Annotated in this window: 19 protein-coding genes; 6 read left to right on the top strand and 13 right to left on the bottom strand. The window is 63.2% G+C overall.

Features of this window, described 5'->3' with window-relative positions:
• Complete coding sequence (locus Q1K29_RS04400) at positions 1-267, top strand: DUF4282 domain-containing protein (protein ID WP_300391740.1); 267 nt, start codon at positions 1-3, stop codon at positions 265-267.
• Here the strand turns inward: Q1K29_RS04400 and thiE are convergent.
• The 6 genes from thiE to gap form a co-directional block, all read right to left on the bottom strand.
• A complete protein-coding gene (gene thiE, locus Q1K29_RS04395; protein WP_300391739.1) occupies positions 264-929 on the bottom strand; it encodes a thiamine phosphate synthase in 666 nt (221 codons plus the stop codon). The two genes, Q1K29_RS04400 and thiE, sit on opposite strands and share 4 nt — an antisense overlap.
• 42 nt (positions 930-971) lie before the next feature.
• Entirely contained in the window at positions 972-1,757 is a 786-nt protein-coding gene (locus Q1K29_RS04390; RefSeq protein ID WP_300391738.1) for a glutathione S-transferase family protein, read from the bottom strand.
• 61 nt (positions 1,758-1,818) lie between these two features.
• Positions 1,819-2,055: a DUF1272 domain-containing protein gene (locus Q1K29_RS04385; RefSeq protein WP_300391737.1), complete on the bottom strand. Its 237-nt coding sequence runs from the start codon at positions 2,053-2,055 to the stop codon at positions 1,819-1,821.
• Positions 2,056-2,133: 78 nt separating this feature from the next.
• A complete protein-coding gene (locus tag Q1K29_RS04380; RefSeq protein ID WP_300391736.1) occupies positions 2,134-3,027 on the bottom strand; it encodes a fructose bisphosphate aldolase in 894 nt (297 codons plus the stop codon).
• A 179-nt stretch (positions 3,028-3,206) separates the two neighbouring features.
• Positions 3,207-4,406 (bottom strand): phosphoglycerate kinase, encoded by a 1,200-nt coding sequence (locus Q1K29_RS04375; RefSeq protein ID WP_300391735.1) that lies wholly within the window; start codon positions 4,404-4,406, stop codon positions 3,207-3,209.
• Between the two features lie 24 nt (positions 4,407-4,430).
• Complete coding sequence (gene gap, locus Q1K29_RS04370; RefSeq protein WP_300391734.1) at positions 4,431-5,438, bottom strand: type I glyceraldehyde-3-phosphate dehydrogenase; 1,008 nt, start codon at positions 5,436-5,438, stop codon at positions 4,431-4,433.
• 254 nt (positions 5,439-5,692) lie between these two features.
• On the opposite strand from gap, the gene Q1K29_RS04365 reads away from it, so the two are divergent.
• Complete coding sequence (locus tag Q1K29_RS04365; RefSeq protein ID WP_300391733.1) at positions 5,693-6,451, top strand: LuxR family transcriptional regulator; 759 nt, start codon at positions 5,693-5,695, stop codon at positions 6,449-6,451.
• Positions 6,452-6,455: 4 nt separating this feature from the next.
• Here Q1K29_RS04365 and purT read toward each other — a convergent pair whose 3' ends face one another.
• The 3 genes from purT to Q1K29_RS04350 all read right to left on the bottom strand — a co-directional run bounded on the left by purT (position 6,456) and on the right by Q1K29_RS04350 (position 9,253).
• Complete coding sequence (gene purT, locus Q1K29_RS04360; RefSeq protein WP_300391732.1) at positions 6,456-7,640, bottom strand: formate-dependent phosphoribosylglycinamide formyltransferase; 1,185 nt, start codon at positions 7,638-7,640, stop codon at positions 6,456-6,458.
• A 1-nt stretch (position 7,641) separates the two neighbouring features.
• Positions 7,642-8,103 (bottom strand): ABA4-like family protein, encoded by a 462-nt coding sequence (locus Q1K29_RS04355; protein WP_300391731.1) that lies wholly within the window; start codon positions 8,101-8,103, stop codon positions 7,642-7,644.
• A gap of 82 nt (positions 8,104-8,185) precedes the next feature.
• The gene (locus Q1K29_RS04350; protein ID WP_300391730.1) at positions 8,186-9,253 is read right to left on the bottom strand and encodes a citrate synthase/methylcitrate synthase; all 1,068 of its coding nucleotides are present in this window, start codon (positions 9,251-9,253) and stop codon (positions 8,186-8,188) included.
• Between the two features lie 78 nt (positions 9,254-9,331).
• Here Q1K29_RS04350 and Q1K29_RS04345 point away from each other — a divergent pair, with 78 nt between their 5' ends.
• The gene (locus tag Q1K29_RS04345) at positions 9,332-10,462 is read left to right on the top strand and encodes a citrate/2-methylcitrate synthase (RefSeq protein ID WP_300391729.1); all 1,131 of its coding nucleotides are present in this window, start codon (positions 9,332-9,334) and stop codon (positions 10,460-10,462) included.
• Positions 10,463-10,601: 139 nt separating this feature from the next.
• Here the strand turns inward: Q1K29_RS04345 and tkt are convergent, their stop codons facing one another.
• A complete protein-coding gene (tkt, locus tag Q1K29_RS04340) occupies positions 10,602-12,575 on the bottom strand; it encodes a transketolase (protein WP_366524152.1) in 1,974 nt (657 codons plus the stop codon).
• Positions 12,576-12,664: 89 nt separating this feature from the next.
• On the opposite strand from tkt, the gene Q1K29_RS04335 reads away from it, so the two are divergent.
• Genes Q1K29_RS04335 through Q1K29_RS04325 form a run of 3 tightly spaced genes read left to right on the top strand, consistent with a single transcriptional unit; the run spans position 12,665 to position 14,021 of the window.
• Positions 12,665-12,940, top strand: coding sequence for a DUF4164 family protein (locus Q1K29_RS04335; RefSeq protein WP_300391727.1), 276 nt, complete (start codon positions 12,665-12,667; stop codon positions 12,938-12,940).
• Positions 12,940-13,245 (top strand): cell division protein ZapA, encoded by a 306-nt coding sequence (locus tag Q1K29_RS04330; protein ID WP_300391726.1) that lies wholly within the window; start codon positions 12,940-12,942, stop codon positions 13,243-13,245. Before Q1K29_RS04335 ends, Q1K29_RS04330 begins: the two co-directional genes overlap by 1 nt.
• On the top strand, positions 13,242-14,021 hold the full coding sequence (locus Q1K29_RS04325) for a glycosyltransferase family 2 protein (protein WP_300391725.1): 780 nt from the start codon (positions 13,242-13,244) through the stop codon (positions 14,019-14,021). The genes Q1K29_RS04330 and Q1K29_RS04325 overlap by 4 nt, the downstream gene beginning before the upstream one ends.
• Here the strand turns inward: Q1K29_RS04325 and Q1K29_RS04320 are convergent.
• The 3 genes from Q1K29_RS04320 to gpmA are packed head-to-tail and all read right to left on the bottom strand — an operon-like array spanning position 13,991 to position 16,016.
• Positions 13,991-14,434, bottom strand: a complete 444-nt coding sequence (locus Q1K29_RS04320; protein WP_300391724.1) for a bifunctional diaminohydroxyphosphoribosylaminopyrimidine deaminase/5-amino-6-(5-phosphoribosylamino)uracil reductase RibD — start codon at positions 14,432-14,434, stop codon at positions 13,991-13,993. The two genes, Q1K29_RS04325 and Q1K29_RS04320, sit on opposite strands and share 31 nt — an antisense overlap.
• Positions 14,431-15,285 carry a formyltetrahydrofolate deformylase gene (purU, locus tag Q1K29_RS04315; RefSeq protein ID WP_300391723.1) on the bottom strand — a complete coding sequence of 285 codons (855 nt, stop codon included), beginning with the start codon at positions 15,283-15,285 and terminating at the stop codon, positions 14,431-14,433. The genes Q1K29_RS04320 and purU overlap by 4 nt, the downstream gene beginning before the upstream one ends.
• Positions 15,286-15,299: 14 nt before the next feature.
• Positions 15,300-16,016, bottom strand: a complete 717-nt coding sequence (gpmA, locus tag Q1K29_RS04310; protein ID WP_300391722.1) for a 2,3-diphosphoglycerate-dependent phosphoglycerate mutase — start codon at positions 16,014-16,016, stop codon at positions 15,300-15,302.
• Positions 16,017-16,098 lie beyond the last annotated feature (82 nt).

Below are 16,098 nucleotides of genomic sequence, written 5' to 3'. Positions count from 1 at the left end.
ATGGACATGCTTTCGAATTTCCTGAGCTTTGAGAAGCCAATGGGAGAGGTGCTGACCAAGTTCCTCTTCTATGTCGGCTTGATCCTGATCGTGCTCTGGGGGCTTCGCAGCCTCTGGCACTGGATCACTTTCTTCGACAATGACTGGGACCGCGCCCTCTGGGGCGTGATCTGGACGCCGATCGCGACAATCCTGCGCCTGCTGGCCCTGCGCGTCTTCGCGGAACTCGTGCTGGCCGTCCTTCGCCTGGACAAGGCCAAGGTCTAGAAGGCGGCTTCAGCCTCATCGAGCGCAGCATTAAACGCAGCCACGGCAGCGGCAGGCCCTTCGGCATGCGACCACACAGCTGAACTCACCGCTACGAAGTCGGCGCCCGCCAGCGAAATCTCCCTTGCCGTCTCGGGCGTAATGCCGCCGATGGCGACGCATGGGATTTCCATCACGGCCTGCCACCAGGAGAGAAGCTCCTTGTCTGCCGGAACCGTGTCGGCCTTGGTCTGGCTCGGGAAGAAAGCCCCGAAAGCGACATAGTCGGCGCCCTGCTCACCCGCCTCCATGGCCACATGGCGGGAGTTCTTGGCTGTCGCCCCGATGATCGGCTGCTTGCCAAGCCGTTTGCGGGCGTCTTTCACGCGCATGTCGAGCGCCCCGAGGTGCACGCCATCGGCGCCAATCTCGGCGCAGACATCGACACTGTCATTAATGATGAGTGCGATGTCACGGTCCCGGCAGAGCGGGAGCAGCGCTTCAGCCACCGCCTTCGTCTGCGCCTCATCGACCAGGCCATCCGGCTTGATGCGCACCTGCAGGCTGGCGACGTCACCGCCTTCAACGGCCGCCTCGAATGTCGAGACGAACGCCGCCACATCGGCGATCTCCGGTGGCGTGATGAGATAAAGTCGGGTGCGCTGGCGTTTTGGCTCTGTCATGGCGCCCTGACTAACCCTCTGATGGCGCGGAGGAAAGCCCGCTTAGCTGAAGTCCGGCGTGAAGCGGATATTGTCCTTCTCCAGACCCTTCAGCACCACGTCCAGACCGCCGGACTTGATCATCCATTCCAGCCGGTGGTCGCGGTACTCCCGCTTGAACAGGCCAGCCTCCACAGCACCGCTGACATCCTGCATGCCCTTTACCGAATCGATCGATTCCTGCGCCGTCTTCGATACGCTTTCGCGCGCCATGGCGCGACTGTGCCAGGCGGCAAGCGCGCTTCCCTCTTCGGGTGCAAAGCCGAAGCCGAGCGACCCGTTCACATAGGGGATGACCGACAGGTCGCCCCAGCCGAACGCCTCACCGTTGAACCAGTCACGCTCGCCAAGTTCACGCTCTAGCCAGCGGTGCAGCCCGGCAATCTGTTCGCCCGCGCGCTTTTCGATCTGCACCTTGAGGTCTCCGGTGGCCCGCTTGAAATGATTGATCTCGCCCAGCCCCCAATTGATCGGCTCGTAATGGCAATCCATCACATCCTCGATCAGGCGCACGCGCGCCCGTTCAGCGGGTGGACCGGGCAGCATGGCCGGCGAAGGCCATCTGTCCTCGATATATTCGAGAATGATCGTGGAATCGAAAATTGTCGTGTCGCCATCACGAAGGAAGGGGACTTCGCCGCGGGGATTGCCCTTCATGAAATCATCCGGCGTGTCGCCTGTCCCGATCCCCGAAGGCAGGCGGGCCTCGAAGTCGACGCCCTTCTCCCGGAGCGAGATCTTTACCTTCTGGGCGTAGGGCGAGAGCGGATGTTCATAGATGATGGGCATGCGGGGGTGTCCTTCCTTTTCGGGAAGGAGGTCACCTGCCGTCGCCCAAGGGAAGGCAAGCCTATTCGGGCTTTCCCTTGAAGACGCGCTCTGTGCTTGCCGGGTACTTTTCGAGCGCTTCGCCCTTGCGTCGCGGCCTTGGCGAGAATCCGCCACCGCAATTCGGACACTCGCCCTTGTGGACGTCACGTACACAAGCCTTGCAGAAGGTGCACTCGAAGGAACAGATCATGGCGCCGGTCTCGTCGGCGGGCAGGTCAGTGTCGCAAGTCTCGCAGGAGGGGCGCATTTCAAGCATGCGTCCAGCCTAAGCAAGACACGAAAAAAGGCAGCCCCGAAGCGCTGCCTTTTCACTTAAACATTTGTCAGACTTCGATCAGCCCGCCTTTGACGCTTCGCAGATGCTGTCGATGGAGCCGGCAAGCATCTTGTCGAACGCCTCATCGCTTTGCTGGGCCGAAAGGCCTTCAGTCAGCGCACGCGAGAAGCTCGCGATCATGCCGCTATTCTTCGCCAAGCGCGCGCAAGCCTCCTCGCGGGAATAGCCCCCCGAAAGCGCCACGACACGCATCACGCGCGGGTGGTCGACCAGCGGCTTGTAGAGGTTCGCCTTTTCCGGAAGCGTCAGCTTGAGCATGACCTTCTGGTCGTCGCCCAGCGCATCGAGCTGCTTCTTGATCTCGGCAAGAAGGATCTCCTCGGCCTCGGCCTTGTCGGAAATGGAGATGGTGACTTCCGGCTCGATGATCGGGATGAGGCCATGGCCCAGGATCTGGCGGCCGACATCGAACTGCTGATGAACGACAGCGGCAATCCCTTCCTGGTTCGCAGCATCGATGACCGAGCGCATCTTTGTGCCAAAAATGCCCTTGGAAACCGCACGTTCGAGCAAGGCGTCCAGATCCGGCATCGGCTTCATGACCTTCACGCCATTCTTCGGCTCGGCAAGGCCCTTGTCGACCTTGAGGAATGGCACGACACCGCATTCCTTCCAGAGATATTCCGCGGTCGGCACACCGTCGATCTCGCCATCCATGGTGCGCTCGAACAGGATCGCACCCATCACCTTGTCGCCATTGAAGGCCGGCGACTTGATGATGCGGGCCCGCATATCGTGGATGAGGCCGAACATTTCCTCATCATTGGAATAGGCATCTTCCTCAACACCATAAAGGCGCAGCGCCTTCGGCGTAGACCCGCCGGACTGGTCGAGGGCTGCGATAAAGCCGTCCTTCTCAGCGGCCTGTTTCGTCATTTCTGCGTTGGACATTCGTGTTTTCCCTGCGAGCAAATTGGATTCTGCCGCACATCAACCGGCTGCTCCGGCGTGGCGCCGGATCATTGCAGCCGCCGTGAGCGGACCATCCGTTAGTGTTACCGCTAACGCTGACCGTTTCCCCTGGTCCGGCATGACGGAAAATCCGAGCCGGCAGGAAAAAGCGGTCATGGTCAGCCTTTCAAAGCGTCGACGCCTGGCAGCGCCTTGCCTTCCATCCATTCAAGGAACGCGCCACCCGCGGTGGACACGAAACTGAAATCCTGTGCCACACCGGCATGGTTCAGCGCGGCGACCGTGTCACCACCGCCAGCAACCGCGATCAGCTTGCCGGATTTGGCCCGTTCGGCAGCGGCGCGGGCGGCATCCACCGTGGCCTTGTCGAAAGGCTCGGTCTCGAATGCGCCAAGCGGACCGTTCCAGACAAGCGTCTTGGCAGCATCCATGGCGATCACGACGAGACCGACCGTCTGCGGGCCGGCGTCCAGAATCATCTCGTCATCGGCCACCTCACCAATGCCGCATGTCCGGTGCGGGGCATTTGCGGCAAACTCCTTCGCGACGATCACATCCTGCGGCAGGATGATGTCGCAGCCGGATTCCTTCGCCTTGGCCTCGATCTCGCGGCAGGTATCGGCAAGGTCGTGCTCACAGAGCGACTTGCCGACCGGCTGGCCGCGCGCCGCGAGAAAGGTGTTGGCCATGCCGCCACCGATCGCCAGCGCATCGACCCGCGTGACGAGATTTTTCAGCAGGTCGATCTTGGTCGAGACCTTCGCGCCGCCAACCACGGCAAGCACCGGGCGTTCAGGCTTTCCGAGCGCCTTCTCCAGCGCGTCGAGCTCGCGCTCCATGGCGCGTCCGGCATAGGCCGGCAGGCGGCGGGCCAGGCCTTCGGTCGAGACGTGGGCGCGGTGGGCCGCCGAAAAGGCGTCATTGACGTAGACATCGCCGAGTTTCGCCATCTCATCGGCGAGCGCGTCGTCATTCTTTTCCTCGCCCGGATGGAAGCGCGTGTTTTCCAGCAGGACAACGCCGCCGCCCTGGATTGAGGCGATGGCATTCTCGGCCACCTCGCCGACGCAATCTTCCGCGAAAGCGACCGGTGCCCCGAGGACGCCCGCAAAGGCCTCGGCCACAGGGCGCAGGCTGAGCTCCGGCTTGCGCTCACCCTTGGGCCGGCCGAAATGGGCCAGAAGGGCAACCTTCGCACCCTTGCCCGAAAGGGCGTTCACGGTACCAAGCGCGGCGCGCAGGCGGGTATCGTCTGTCACCGTCCCGTCCTTGTCGACCGGGACGTTGAAGTCGACGCGGACAAGCGCCGTCTTGCCGGCCAGATTGTCCGCATCTTCTATGCGATTGAAGTCGGTCATTGGAACGTTCCGGACGGTTTCAGCCTAGAGGTATTTCGCCATCGCAATAGCGGTGTCGCTCATGCGCGTGGAGAAGCCCCATTCATTGTCGTACCACGACAGCACAGAGACCAGCGTTCCGTCCATGACCTTCGTCTGGTCGGTGTGGAACACCGAAGAGTGCGGGTCGTGGTTGAAGTCGATCGAGACGTTCTTGACGTCGGTATAGCCGAGAATGCCCTTGAGCGGACCGTCGGCGGCCTTGCGGATCGCGTCGTTGACCTCTTCCACCGTGGTCGCGCGCTTGGCGATGAATTTGAGGTCGACCACGGACACGTTCGGGGTCGGCACGCGGATGGCGAAGCCGTCGAGCTTGCCGTTGAGTTCCGGCAGGACGAGGCCGACAGCCTTGGCAGCGCCGGTCGATGTCGGGATCATGGACGTCGCCGCTGCGCGGCCGCGATAGAGATCCTTGTGCATCGTGTCGAGCGTCGGCTGGTCGCCGGTATAGGAGTGGATGGTGGTCATCATCCCCTTCTCGATACCGATCGCGTCGTTCAGGACCTTGGCGACCGGCGACAGGCAGTTCGTCGTGCACGACGCGTTGGAGACGACGAGGTCATCAGCCGTCAGCGTGTCGTCGTTCACACCGAAGACGATCGTCTTGTCGGCACCGGCGGCCGGAGCCGAAACGAGGACACGTTTGGCACCGGCCTCAAGGTGAGCCGCTGCCTTGTCCTTAGACGCGAAGATGCCCGTGCATTCCATCGCGATGTCGACATTGTTCTCGCCGTGCGGAAGCTCTTTCGGGTCGCGGATCGCGGTGACCTTGAAAGACTGGCCACCGACCTTGATCGTGTCGCCCTCGACAGAGACATCCATCGGCAGCGTGCCGTGGACGGAGTCATACTTCAGCAGGTGCGCATTGGTTTCCACCGGACCGAGGTCGTTGATGGCAACCACCTCGATATCCGTGCGGCCATTCTCGAGGATCGAGCGCAATACATTCCGGCCAATCCGGCCAAATCCGTTGATGGCTACACGAACCGCCATATTTCAATCTCCATTCCGGCAATCGATCTTCCCCGGGAATCGGGGTCTTTGCGCGGGGGTTTAGACGCCTCGCGCGCGCTCGTCCAGCATTGGCGGTGCAATGATGGCCTTGTGTCGCGCCAGGCCACAGGATTCACCACCTCTGATTGATCTGTGCCGTATTTTCTACGCTCTCGTGGTAAAACCCCTCACGATTGTGAGTGCCCCTCAGCACACAGACATCGTATACTCTCTCCCAGAGAGGCTGGGCTGACATGATCGACAAGCTTCTGGCGATCAGCCAGGCTAGGGATGTCTTAAGGATCCGACTGACAACGGCGGACGCTTTCCGGGCTGCTGGATTCGATGCCGTCTATTTCGTTGCACCTGTCAATTCGCATCGTGGCCCGCACCGCCTCATGACCAATGTCGGTTTTCCGGACGGCTGGGAGGCAAAGTACCGCGAAGGCGAGAACCTGATCGATCCGTTGCCCGATATCGCCATCACGCTCTCGCGCCCCTTCCGATGGGACGCCCTGTCTGACGATGTCACGCTCACCGACGAAGAGCGCCTTTATCTCGACAGCCTGTCCGAATGGGACATGGAAACCGGCATCGGCATTCCGACCTATGGCCCCTTTGCCCGGACAGGCTTTGTCGGTGTCGGGTTTGCCCAGACCAGCAAGATCGCGAAGTCACCAGACATGGACCTTCTCCGGCTCATAGCCCAGACCTCTTTCCTGCGCTATTGCGATCTCATCCAGGAAGAGTTTGAGGAACTGCCCGGCCTGTCGCCGCGTGAGCGCGAAGTCCTGGCCCGCATCGCCCAGGGCAAGAGCAAGATCGCCATTGCCGCCGAGCTCGATGTCTCGAAGGACACCGTGGACACTTATTTCCGGCGGATCTATGCCAAGCTCAACGTCTCCGACCGGGGCGCAGCCGTGGCGACGGCCATCTCCAACGGCATGCTGATCCCGACGGATTCGAGGCTCTCCAGTGCCATGCTGCGGCGCCAGTCGCCAAAAGCAACTTGATGCCTCAGGGCGCTTTCACCTCGACCGCCGCCGCTGCGGTGCGCGCCCGCTCACGCGCTTCCTCGATCGTCTCCCCTCCGGCCACGGCAACGCCCATTCGCCTGCACTTGTAGCTCACCGGCTTGCCGAAGAGGCGGATCTGGGAGGCCGGCACCGACAGCGCCTTGTCCAGGCCGTCGAACGCCACGCCTTCCGCATCGGTGCCGCCATAGATCACTGCGCTCGCGCCCGGCGAGGACAGGCTGGCATCGACCGGCAGGCCGAGAATGGCGCGGGCATGCAGGGCGAACTCGCTCTGGCTTTGCGTCGCCAGGGTGACGAGGCCGGTATCGTGCGGACGGGGGCTGACCTCAGAGAACCAGACATCGTCGCCCTTCACGAACATCTCGACACCGAACAGGCCGAGCCCGCCCAGCGCGTCTGTCACCTTGCGCGCCATGTCCTGCGCCTTCTTCAGGGCCACATCGCTCATTGGCTGGGGCTGCCAGCTCTCGACATAATCCCCGCTTTCCTGGCGGTGCCCGACCGGCTCGCAGAAGACCGTGCCGTTCGCCGCACGAACCGTCAGCAACGTGATCTCGAAATCGAAATCCACTTCGCCTTCGACGATCACGCGGGTCTCGCGCTTGCGGCCAGCCTCCAGCGCATAGACCCAGGCATGGTCGATCTCGGCCGGGTGACGCACATGCGACTGGCCCTTGCCGGAAGATGACATGACCGGCTTCACGAAAACCGGGTAGCCGATTGTCTCGGCTGCCTCTGCCAGTTCGTCTCCGGTCGAGGCGAAGGCGTAGGGGCTGGTTGGCAGGCCAAGCTCTTCGGCTGCCAGCCGGCGAATACCCTCGCGGTTCATCGTGAGCTGGGTTGCCCGCGCTGTCGGCACGACCGTGGCAACCGCTTCCATCTCGATCTTCGCAAGCTCGTCGGTCGCAATCGCCTCGATTTCCGGCACGATCAGGTGCGGGCGCTCTTTCTCGATGAGGGCGCGCAGCGCAGCCGCATCGGTCATGTCGATCACATGCGAGCGATGGGCGACCTGCATGGCCGGGGCATTGTCATAACGGTCGACCGCGATCACTTCGGCGCCATAGCGCTGCAGTTCGATCACGACTTCCTTGCCCAGCTCGCCTGAGCCAAGCAGCATGATGCGGGTCGCCGACGGCGACAGGGGGGTGCCAATGGAGACCATATCAGCGCTCCGCTGTATCAGTTTCAAACAGGCTCAGGCCCTCGCCGCGGCTGAAGCGCACCAGCATGTAGGCCAGCAGGCCGAGCGGGCCGAAGAGGAAGGTCGCGATCAGGCAAGGCGCCACCGCCAGATGCGGGAGGCCGCGGCGCTGGGCATCACGACCGATCCACGCACCGACGAAGAGGTCGAAGACGAGATAATGCGTCCAACCGATGATCACGCCATTCGGGTGATCAAACAGGGCCGAGACCGCCGCGATCGAGGAGAAGCCGGTTCCTTCCGCAGAAACACCAAAAAAGAGCGAGGCGATGAGGCAGATCGAGTAGATGGAGCCCAGGAAGAGCGGGTATATTCCCGAATGCACGACCAGCTGCGTCGTGCGCCACCCCGGCGCGAGCACGAGCAGCAGCCAGGCTGGCACGACCACAGCGCTCACCAGCATAAAAAGAACGTCCCAGCTCATCGCTTCCTACCCCTTGGAAAGACCCAAGAGCGCAAGAGCCACAAATCAGCCAACAAGAAAAGGGGGGCCCTGGCTCAGCCGGTCAGGCCGCTTCCGGCACAGGCCCGCGATAGATGGATTTCGGACGCACCAGCCGCTTCTCGGCAATCTGCTCGCTGGCATGGGCGATCCAGCCCAGCACGCGGCCAGTCGCGAAAATCGCTGTGAACGCGTCACGCGGGATCTCCAGCGCCTCGAGTAGCACGGCGGTGTAGAATTCGACATTCGTTTCCAGCGGGCGGTCCGGGTATTTCTGCGCGAGCCGTTCTAGCACCACCGTTTCGATATACTCGGCGAACCCGATCCGCCCGGACGTGCCCGGAAGCTTCGCCACAGCCGTCTTCAGTGCATCGGCACGCGGGTCGCGCACCCGGTAGACACGGTGCCCGAAGCCCATCAGGCGCTCGCCGCGCCCAAGCGCGGCATCGATCCAGCCCTCTGCGGCCTCGGGCGCCCCGATTTCGTCAAGCATGTCCAGCACGGGGCCCGGCGCGCCGCCATGCAACGGACCCTTGAGCGCCGAAAGGCCACCAATCGCCGCCGACCCCAGACCGGCCCGCGTCGATGCGATCACGCGAGCCGCAAAGGTCGAGGCATTCAGCCCATGGTCGCTGACCGTGCAGAGATAGGCGTCCAGCGCGCGGGCTTCGGCCTCTGTGGCTGGTTCGCCCCGCATCATCTTCAGCATGTCGGCCGATTGCGACAGCGACGGGTCGGGTGCCACGGGCGCCTGCCCTCTGGCGATCCGGACGGCGGCGGCGGTAAAGACCGCTGCGCCCGCCGCCAGCGACAGGGCCGTGTCGAGGCTTTCATCGTCTTCCAGCAGCGACCATCCTGTCCGGAGGGCCGCCACGACCCCGGCATCCCGAGGCAAGCTGCCCACCTTCCCGAAAGCGGAGACACGCGCCTCGCCGAGCGATCGCTGCACGCTGTCCGGATCCCCGAGAGCATCGAAGAAGCCTGTCCAGAGCAGGTGCAAGTCTTCCTCGTAGCGTTTCGTCGCTGCCAGCTCTTCGACCGGCCAGCCGCGAATGATCAACCGTCCGGCCTTGCCATCAACATCCGACAGGATGGTCTCGGCGGCGATAATGTTTTCAAGTCCGCTATCCATCATCTCTCTCCTTCGTATCTGGTGGAGAAATGGCGTTGAGGGCTAGCGTTCGTCAATCTTGATCAATATAATCAATGTATGAACTGGATCACCCGTGACGACGCGCTTTCCCGCCTCGCGGTCAAGCCGCAAACGCTTTACGCCTATGTGAGCCGTGGGCTCATCACCTCGCGTCCGCAGGAGGAAGACCCGCGCGTCAGCCTTTATTCCCTGCCCGACATCGAAGCCTTCCTGAAACGCCGCCGCACCGGTCGCGCCCGCGGCGCGATCGCAGAAGGCACCATCGCCTGGGGCGACCCTGTCATGGAAACTGCGATCACCACCGTGCGAGGCGGACGGCTGGTCTATCGCGGCGAAGACGCCGTCTCGCTGGCTGAAACGGGGACGCTGGAAGAGGTGGCCGCCCTGCTCTGGCAGACTGATGTCGAGCCCGGCGCGGCGCTGCTGGCACCCGACATCGCCGGCAATACCGGCAAGACGCGACTTTTGTCATGGCTGACCATGCGGGCCACGACGGACCTGCCGGGCTTTGGCCGGGGCCGGGAGGCACTCGCGCGCGACGCAGCGGAACTCCTCGACGGCGCCTGCCGGGCCATTTCGGATCGTGGCGGATCTGCCCCGTTTCACGACCGTCTCGGCCTGTTCTGGGATCTCGACGAAAGGGGCAGTGACCTCATCCGCCGGGCGCTGGTCCTTGTGGCCGATCACGAACTCAATCCGTCCACTTTCGCAACAAGAATTGCCGCGTCCACGGGCAGCTCGCTTGCCGCGTGCGCCCTTGCCGGCTGCGCGACGCTCACCGGTCCCCTGCACGGTGAGGCCTCCGCCCGCGCACTTGCCTATCTCAAGGCCGCGCTCGAGCAGGGAAGCGATGCGGCACTCGCTGCCATCGCGGCCCGTGGTGAACGCATTCCGGCGGTTGGGCATGCCCTCTATCCGGCAGGCGACCCACGCGCCGCAGCGCTTCTTGGCTGGCTACAAGCCGAACCCGCTCTGGCTGACGCGATAAGGGCGGCCGAAGAGGCGGACGGGCACCCCGCCAATATAGACATGGCGCTCGCTGCGCTGACGATCGCGCTCGACCTGCCGGACGATGCGCCCTTCCTCATCTTCGCGAGCGGGCGGATGGCAGGCTGGATTGCGCACGCGATGGAACAACTGGCCACCGGCAAGCTGATCCGGCCGCGCGCCACCTATACCGGGGATTAGGCTGGTTGCCCTCAGGAGCCGCTTCCCCGCCGCGAGGTGGGGTCCATGGCGGCTGGAAAGTGCGCTCTCGACCGCCATGGGTCCCAGCTTGCGCCGGGAAGGCGGAGAAAAAAAAGACTTTGACCGTACCCAGCCTACTTTACAGCAGCGCCTCGACGGCCCCCACAACACCCTCCGGCGTGATGCCGAAGCGCTTGTAGAGGTCCTTGTACGGTGCGCTCGCCCCAAAGCTGTCCATGCCGACAAAGCCGCCATCATGGCCGATCCAGCGGTCCCAGCCGAAGCGAACGCCCGCTTCAATGGCAACCTTGGGCAGGTCACCGCCAAGCGTGCGGCTCTGATAGGCCGCATCCTGGGCTTCGAACAGCTCCATGCACGGCATCGAGACAACGCGGGCGCCTATGCCCTTGTCCTCGAGCGCGGCCTGGGCAGCCATAGTGACTTCGACTTCCGACCCAGTCGCAACGAGGACGACCTTCTCCTCGCCCTTGGCTGGCGAAAGCACATAACCGCCTCGTGCCGAGAGATTTTCCTCGACATGCTCGGTGCGGACCGATTTCACCGTCTGGCGCGTCAGCGCGATGGTCGACGGGCCGGTCTGGTGTTTCAGCGCCAGCTCCCAGCATTCCGCCGTTTCCACACCGTCAGCCGGGCGGAAGACCATCATGTTCGGCATCGCCCGCAGGCTCGCGACATGCTCGACCGGCTGGTGGGTCGGGCCGTCCTCACCGAGGCCGATGGAGTCGTGGGTCATGACGTGGACGACATTCGTGCCCATCAGCGCACCGAGCCGGATGGCTGCACGCGAATAGTCCGCAAAGACAAGGAAGGTGCCGGAATAGGGAATGATGCCCTTGTGCAGGGCCATGCCGTTCATGGCGGCGGCCATGCCGTGCTCGCGCACACCATAATGGATATAGCGCCCACCCCAATTGTCCGGCGTCATCGGCTCCTGGCATTTGGCCTTCGTGTTGTTGGAGCCAGACAGGTCAGCCGAACCGCCGACCATGTGCGGGATCGCCTCGGTCAGCTTCTCGAGGACAGCGCCGGACCATTTGCGTGTTGCATCATCCTTGCCGCCTTCGACGACGTCTTTCTTGTGCGCGCGAACAATCGCAGCGACATCGCCGAGTTCACAGGCCATGGCCTGTTCGAAGTCCGCCTTCTTGCCGGAGGCTTCGAGGCGCTTGGCCCATTCGCCGTGGAGGTGTGCCGCATGCGCGCCTTCGCGCTTCCAGGCATGCTCGACGTCTTCCGGGATGTCGAAAGGTGGGTGGTCCCAGCCGATATTCTTGCGGATGCCGGCAATTTCTTCGGCGCCATACGGGCCACCATGCGCCTTGCCTGTGCCGGCAATCGTCGGCGCGCCATAGCCGATGATCGTCTTGCAGGCGATCATGACCGGCTTGTCCTGCTCCTGCGCCCAGGCCAGCGCGTCGTAAATGTCCTCGGTCTTGTGACCGTCGATACGCTTCGTCACCCAGCCGGCCGCCTCGAAGCGCTTGCACTGGTCAGTGGAGTCCGACAGCTCGGTCGAACCGTCAATCGTCACTTCATTGTCGTCGAACAGCACGATCAGCTTGTTGAGCCTCATGTGCCCGGCCAGCGTGATCGCTTCCTGGCTGACGCCTTCCATGAGGCAGCCATCGCCAGCAATGACCCAGGTCTTGTGATCGACGAGGTCGTCGCCAAAACGGGCGTTCAGATGGCGCTCGGCAATGGCCATGCCGACGGCGGTGGCAAGCCCCTGCCCAAGTGGGCCGGTGGTGGTCTCAACGCCGGGGGTCACAAAATTTTCCGGATGGCCCGGCGTCTTCGATCCGAGCTGGCGGAAATTGCGGATATCGTCGCGGCTGACACTGTCATATCCGGTTAGATGGAGCAGGGAATAGATCAGCATGGAGCCATGGCCGGCCGACAGGACGAAGCGGTCCCGGTCCGGCCAGGTGGGATCGGATGGGTCGTGCTTCAGATAGTGCGTCCACAAAATGGTAGCGATATCAGCCATCCCGAGTGGGAGGCCCACATGTCCCGATTTGGCCTGCTCGACCGCATCCATGGAAAGGGCTCGAATGGCGTTCGCCATGTCCTTGTGCTCAACTGACATCATCATTCCCCGTTGTTTGTTTCGCTTTGGACGGGCGCAGGCTTTGCTGTCAACCTGCTTGGCGAATTGGCCTGCATCCTGCTATCGAAAACTCAATGGATAAAGTGACCTCAGCAGCCGACAGACTCGACAACGCCCTTTCCCGCCTCGAAGGGGCGCTCGAAAGCCTGTTTGAACGGGCCGGCGACCCGGGCGTCGTACGGCGCGAACTCTCCGCCATGGTGGCCGACCGGGCCCGTCTGGCCGACGAACTCGACGCATCGCTCGCCCGCGAACGCCAGCTGCAGGCCCTTGCCGACGAGGCCTCCGAAGCGCTAGGCGCGGCGATTGAAGAGGTGCGTGCCGCCCTCAACCGCGACGGAGCAAGCTGATGGCCAAGGCTGACATCACGATTCGCGGACGGGATTATTCCGTCGCCTGTGCGCCCGGACAGGAAGCCCGGCTGGTCTCTCTTTCGAAAGATCTGGACAAACGCGTGCGCCAGATTGCGGGTGCGGTCGGCGATATCGGCGAAGCCCGTCTGCTGCTTGTCGCCGCCCTCGCTCTGCTCGACGAACTTGATCATGCTCATCGCGGGGCTCCGGCAGACCTCTCCTCGCAGAAGGCCGCCTCAGCCCTGTCTGACGCAGCCGCCCGGATCGAGGCACTCGCCGAACGCATCGAGGCCGGTCAGTGACGCCATCGCGAGACCTCAGCGTCCTCATCCCCTTCCACAATGAAGCCGGAAACGTCCTGCCCCTGATCGACGAAATCCACGGCGCCCTCGATGGGATCGATTACGAGATCGTCTGCGTGAATGACTGTTCCGCCGATTCCACGGCTGCGGAACTGGCCGAGGCTCAGGCCCAGTCACCCGACCGGGTCATTGTCCGCACCCATGTGCAGAGAGCCGGAAAGTCCGCCGCGCTGATGACAGGCCTGCACGCGGTAAACGGACGCTGGACGCAGCTTCTCGACGGGGACGGACAGAACGACATTGCCGATACCCGCCGCCTCTGGGACGAGATCATCGTGCCGGGAAACCTCGGCAAGCTCGGCCTCATCGCGGGCAAGCGGAAGAGCCGCAACGATTCCGGTTTCAAATGGCTACAGTCGCGCGTCGCCAACGGCATAAGGCGTTTCATGCTGCGCGATGATGCCACCGATACCGGCTGTGGCTGGAAACTGATGCGCACCGAGGCGTTTCGCGAACTGCCCTATTTCGCCTCCATGCACCGCTTCCTGCCGGCGCTGATGAAGCGCGCGGGGTGGGACGTGCGCGAAGAGCGCGTCAACGACCGGCGCCGCTGGCATGGCAGCTCGAAATACGGCTTCCTCGGGCGCCTGGGCGCCGGCATCTTCGACCTGTTTGGCGTCTTCTGGCTGGTCCGCCGTGGCCAGCCGGGCATTGCTGCGGAATGGGATGATCCCCGGGCAGCCGCTCAGGACAGCGACGCGAAGAAGTCTTCGTAAAGCGCCGCAGCCTCGGCTTCACAGACACCGGCTTCAACCGAAACGCCCGACTGCTCGATGGCGGCCTTGCCACCTGCGCCCTTCGGATGCTGGTCCATCACCGCAACCACGACCCTGGAGACACCGGATTCGACCAGCCGCCTCGAACAGGCCGCCTCGCCATTTGTCCGCTCCCGGCACGGCTCCAGCGTGACATAGGCCACCGCGCCCTTTGCGCCGATGCCTTCGAGTGGCCCGAGTGCCATTTCCTCGGCATGCGGACGGCCTCCATCGGCGGTCGCGCCTTCGGAGATACGCCGGCCATCCGGGCCGACAATGACGCATCCCACCGAAGGGTTCTCGCCTGTGCGACCATGCTGGGCCCTTGCCAGCTCGATGGCCCGTCGCATGTGTCGCTCGTCCTGATCCCTCATTCGAACACCACCGTTCTCACACCGTTCAGAAATACCCGGCCCTCTGCATGTGCCGTAACCGCCCGCGACAGGACACGCGCCTCGATGTCGCGGCCGATCTCGGCCATACGCTGCGCGCCCATGCGATGATCCACCGGCGACACGTCCTGTGCAATGATCGGACCTTCATCGAGATCCGCCGTGACGTAGTGCGCAGAGGCCCCGATCAGCTTCACGCCACGCTTGTGCGCCTGGTGATAGGGCTTGGCACCCTTGAAACTTGGCAGGAAGGAGTGGTGGATATTGATGCACCGGCCTTCCAGCTCGCGGCAAAGCCCATCCGATAGAACCTGCATGTAGCGCGCGAGCACGACGAAATCGCTTCCGGTCTCTTGGATGAGCTGGCGCAGCCGGTCTTCGGCCTCCAGCTTCGTCTCAGTCGTAACCGGTACATGGTGAAATGGCAGCTCATGGCGGTCCGCCAGCCAGCGGGCATCCTCATGATTGGAGACAATCGCCGTAATCTCCCCGCCGAGCTGGCCACGACGGTGCCGGTAAAGCAGATCATTCAGGCAATGATCGCCCTTCGAAACAAGGACCAGCGCACGCGGCTGGTCTTTCTTGCGCCGCAGGCTCCAGCTCATCTGGCGCTTTTCGGCGAGGGCTGCGAAACCAGCCTCGAAAGTGTCGCGGTTGAAGCCGTCTGGTGACTCGAACTCCACCCAGATGAAGAAGCGCTGCGTATCGGCATCGCCGAAGTCCTGGCTTTCGATCACGTTCAGCCCGGCGCGCGCCAGATAGCCCGCCACATCGGCAAGAATGCCAATGGCGTCAGGCGCTGCGGCCCGCAATATGTAGCGCGAATTCGGCACGCCGTTCGCCCGCTTCAGCCGGGGATGGCCGGCAGGTCGGTGGCACGCGAACCATCGAGATAGCTTGCCTTCACCGGCCTGAGCGCATCATCGAGATCGATCAGCAGCGGATTGCCGGTCGGAATCTCGACGCCAGTGATCGTATCGTCCGGAACGTCGAACAGGTGCTTGACCAGCGCGCGCAGCGAGTTGCCGTGGGCCGCGATGACGGTGTCGGTGCCGCCCTTCAGGACCGGGGCGATCGACTCGTGCCAGAATGGCAGGACGCGCTCGAGCGTCAGCTTCAGGCTTTCCGTTTTTGGCACATCGACACCCTCATAGCGCGGGTCGCCGGAGAGGTCGTACTGGCTGCCCGGCTCCATTTCCGGTGGCGGTGTGTCATAGGAGCGGCGCCAGATATGGACCTGATCGGCGCCGTGCTTCTCGGCGGTCTCTTTCTTGTCGAGGCCGGTCAGACCGCCATAGTGGCGCTCGTTAAGGCGCCAGTGTTTCTCGACCGGCAGCCAGACAAGCCCCATCTCGGTCAGCGTGATCCAGAGCGTGCGAATGGCGCGGGTCTGAACGCTGGAGAATGCCTGGCGGGGGTCGAAGCCGGCATCGCGCAGCAGCTCACCGGCGCGTTTCGCTTCGGCTTCGCCATTCGCCGTGAGATCAGCATCCCACCAGCCGGTGAAGCGGTTTTCGAGGTTCCATTGGCTCTGGCCGTGGCGGATCAGGGCGAGGGTTGGCATGGGCTTTTCCATAACAGGTTTCTGGAGGTTGGCAGCCGTTTAGAGCATGATCCTTGCCATTCCAAGCTTACCGGGCGGCTTT

It is taken from the genome of Henriciella sp. (assembly GCF_029937755.1).
GTDB lineage: Bacteria > Pseudomonadota > Alphaproteobacteria > Caulobacterales > Hyphomonadaceae > Henriciella.
The sequence above is the reverse complement of the archived record's forward strand: the minus strand, read 5'-3'. Positions and strand labels throughout refer to the sequence as shown.

Coding starts and splice junctions, on each gene's coding strand:
- Q1K29_RS04400 (WP_300391740.1), top strand. CDS start 1: ATGGACATGCTTTCGAATTTCCTGAGCTTTGAGAAGCCAATGGGAGAG.
- thiE (WP_300391739.1), bottom strand. CDS start 929: ATGACAGAGCCAAAACGCCAGCGCACCCGACTTTATCTCATCACGCCA.
- Q1K29_RS04390 (WP_300391738.1), bottom strand. CDS start 1,757: ATGCCCATCATCTATGAACATCCGCTCTCGCCCTACGCCCAGAAGGTA.
- Q1K29_RS04385 (WP_300391737.1), bottom strand. CDS start 2,055: ATGCTTGAAATGCGCCCCTCCTGCGAGACTTGCGACACTGACCTGCCC.
- Q1K29_RS04380 (WP_300391736.1), bottom strand. CDS start 3,027: ATGTCCAACGCAGAAATGACGAAACAGGCCGCTGAGAAGGACGGCTTT.
- Q1K29_RS04375 (WP_300391735.1), bottom strand. CDS start 4,406: ATGACCGACTTCAATCGCATAGAAGATGCGGACAATCTGGCCGGCAAG.
- gap (WP_300391734.1), bottom strand. CDS start 5,438: ATGGCGGTTCGTGTAGCCATCAACGGATTTGGCCGGATTGGCCGGAAT.
- Q1K29_RS04365 (WP_300391733.1), top strand. CDS start 5,693: ATGATCGACAAGCTTCTGGCGATCAGCCAGGCTAGGGATGTCTTAAGG.
- purT (WP_300391732.1), bottom strand. CDS start 7,640: ATGGTCTCCATTGGCACCCCCCTGTCGCCGTCGGCGACCCGCATCATG.
- Q1K29_RS04355 (WP_300391731.1), bottom strand. CDS start 8,103: ATGAGCTGGGACGTTCTTTTTATGCTGGTGAGCGCTGTGGTCGTGCCA.
- Q1K29_RS04350 (WP_300391730.1), bottom strand. CDS start 9,253: ATGGATAGCGGACTTGAAAACATTATCGCCGCCGAGACCATCCTGTCG.
- Q1K29_RS04345 (WP_300391729.1), top strand. CDS start 9,332: ATGAACTGGATCACCCGTGACGACGCGCTTTCCCGCCTCGCGGTCAAG.
- tkt (WP_366524152.1), bottom strand. CDS start 12,575: ATGATGATGTCAGTTGAGCACAAGGACATGGCGAACGCCATTCGAGCC.
- Q1K29_RS04335 (WP_300391727.1), top strand. CDS start 12,665: ATGGATAAAGTGACCTCAGCAGCCGACAGACTCGACAACGCCCTTTCC.
- Q1K29_RS04330 (WP_300391726.1), top strand. CDS start 12,940: ATGGCCAAGGCTGACATCACGATTCGCGGACGGGATTATTCCGTCGCC.
- Q1K29_RS04320 (WP_300391724.1), bottom strand. CDS start 14,434: ATGAGGGATCAGGACGAGCGACACATGCGACGGGCCATCGAGCTGGCA.
- gpmA (WP_300391722.1), bottom strand. CDS start 16,016: ATGCCAACCCTCGCCCTGATCCGCCACGGCCAGAGCCAATGGAACCTC.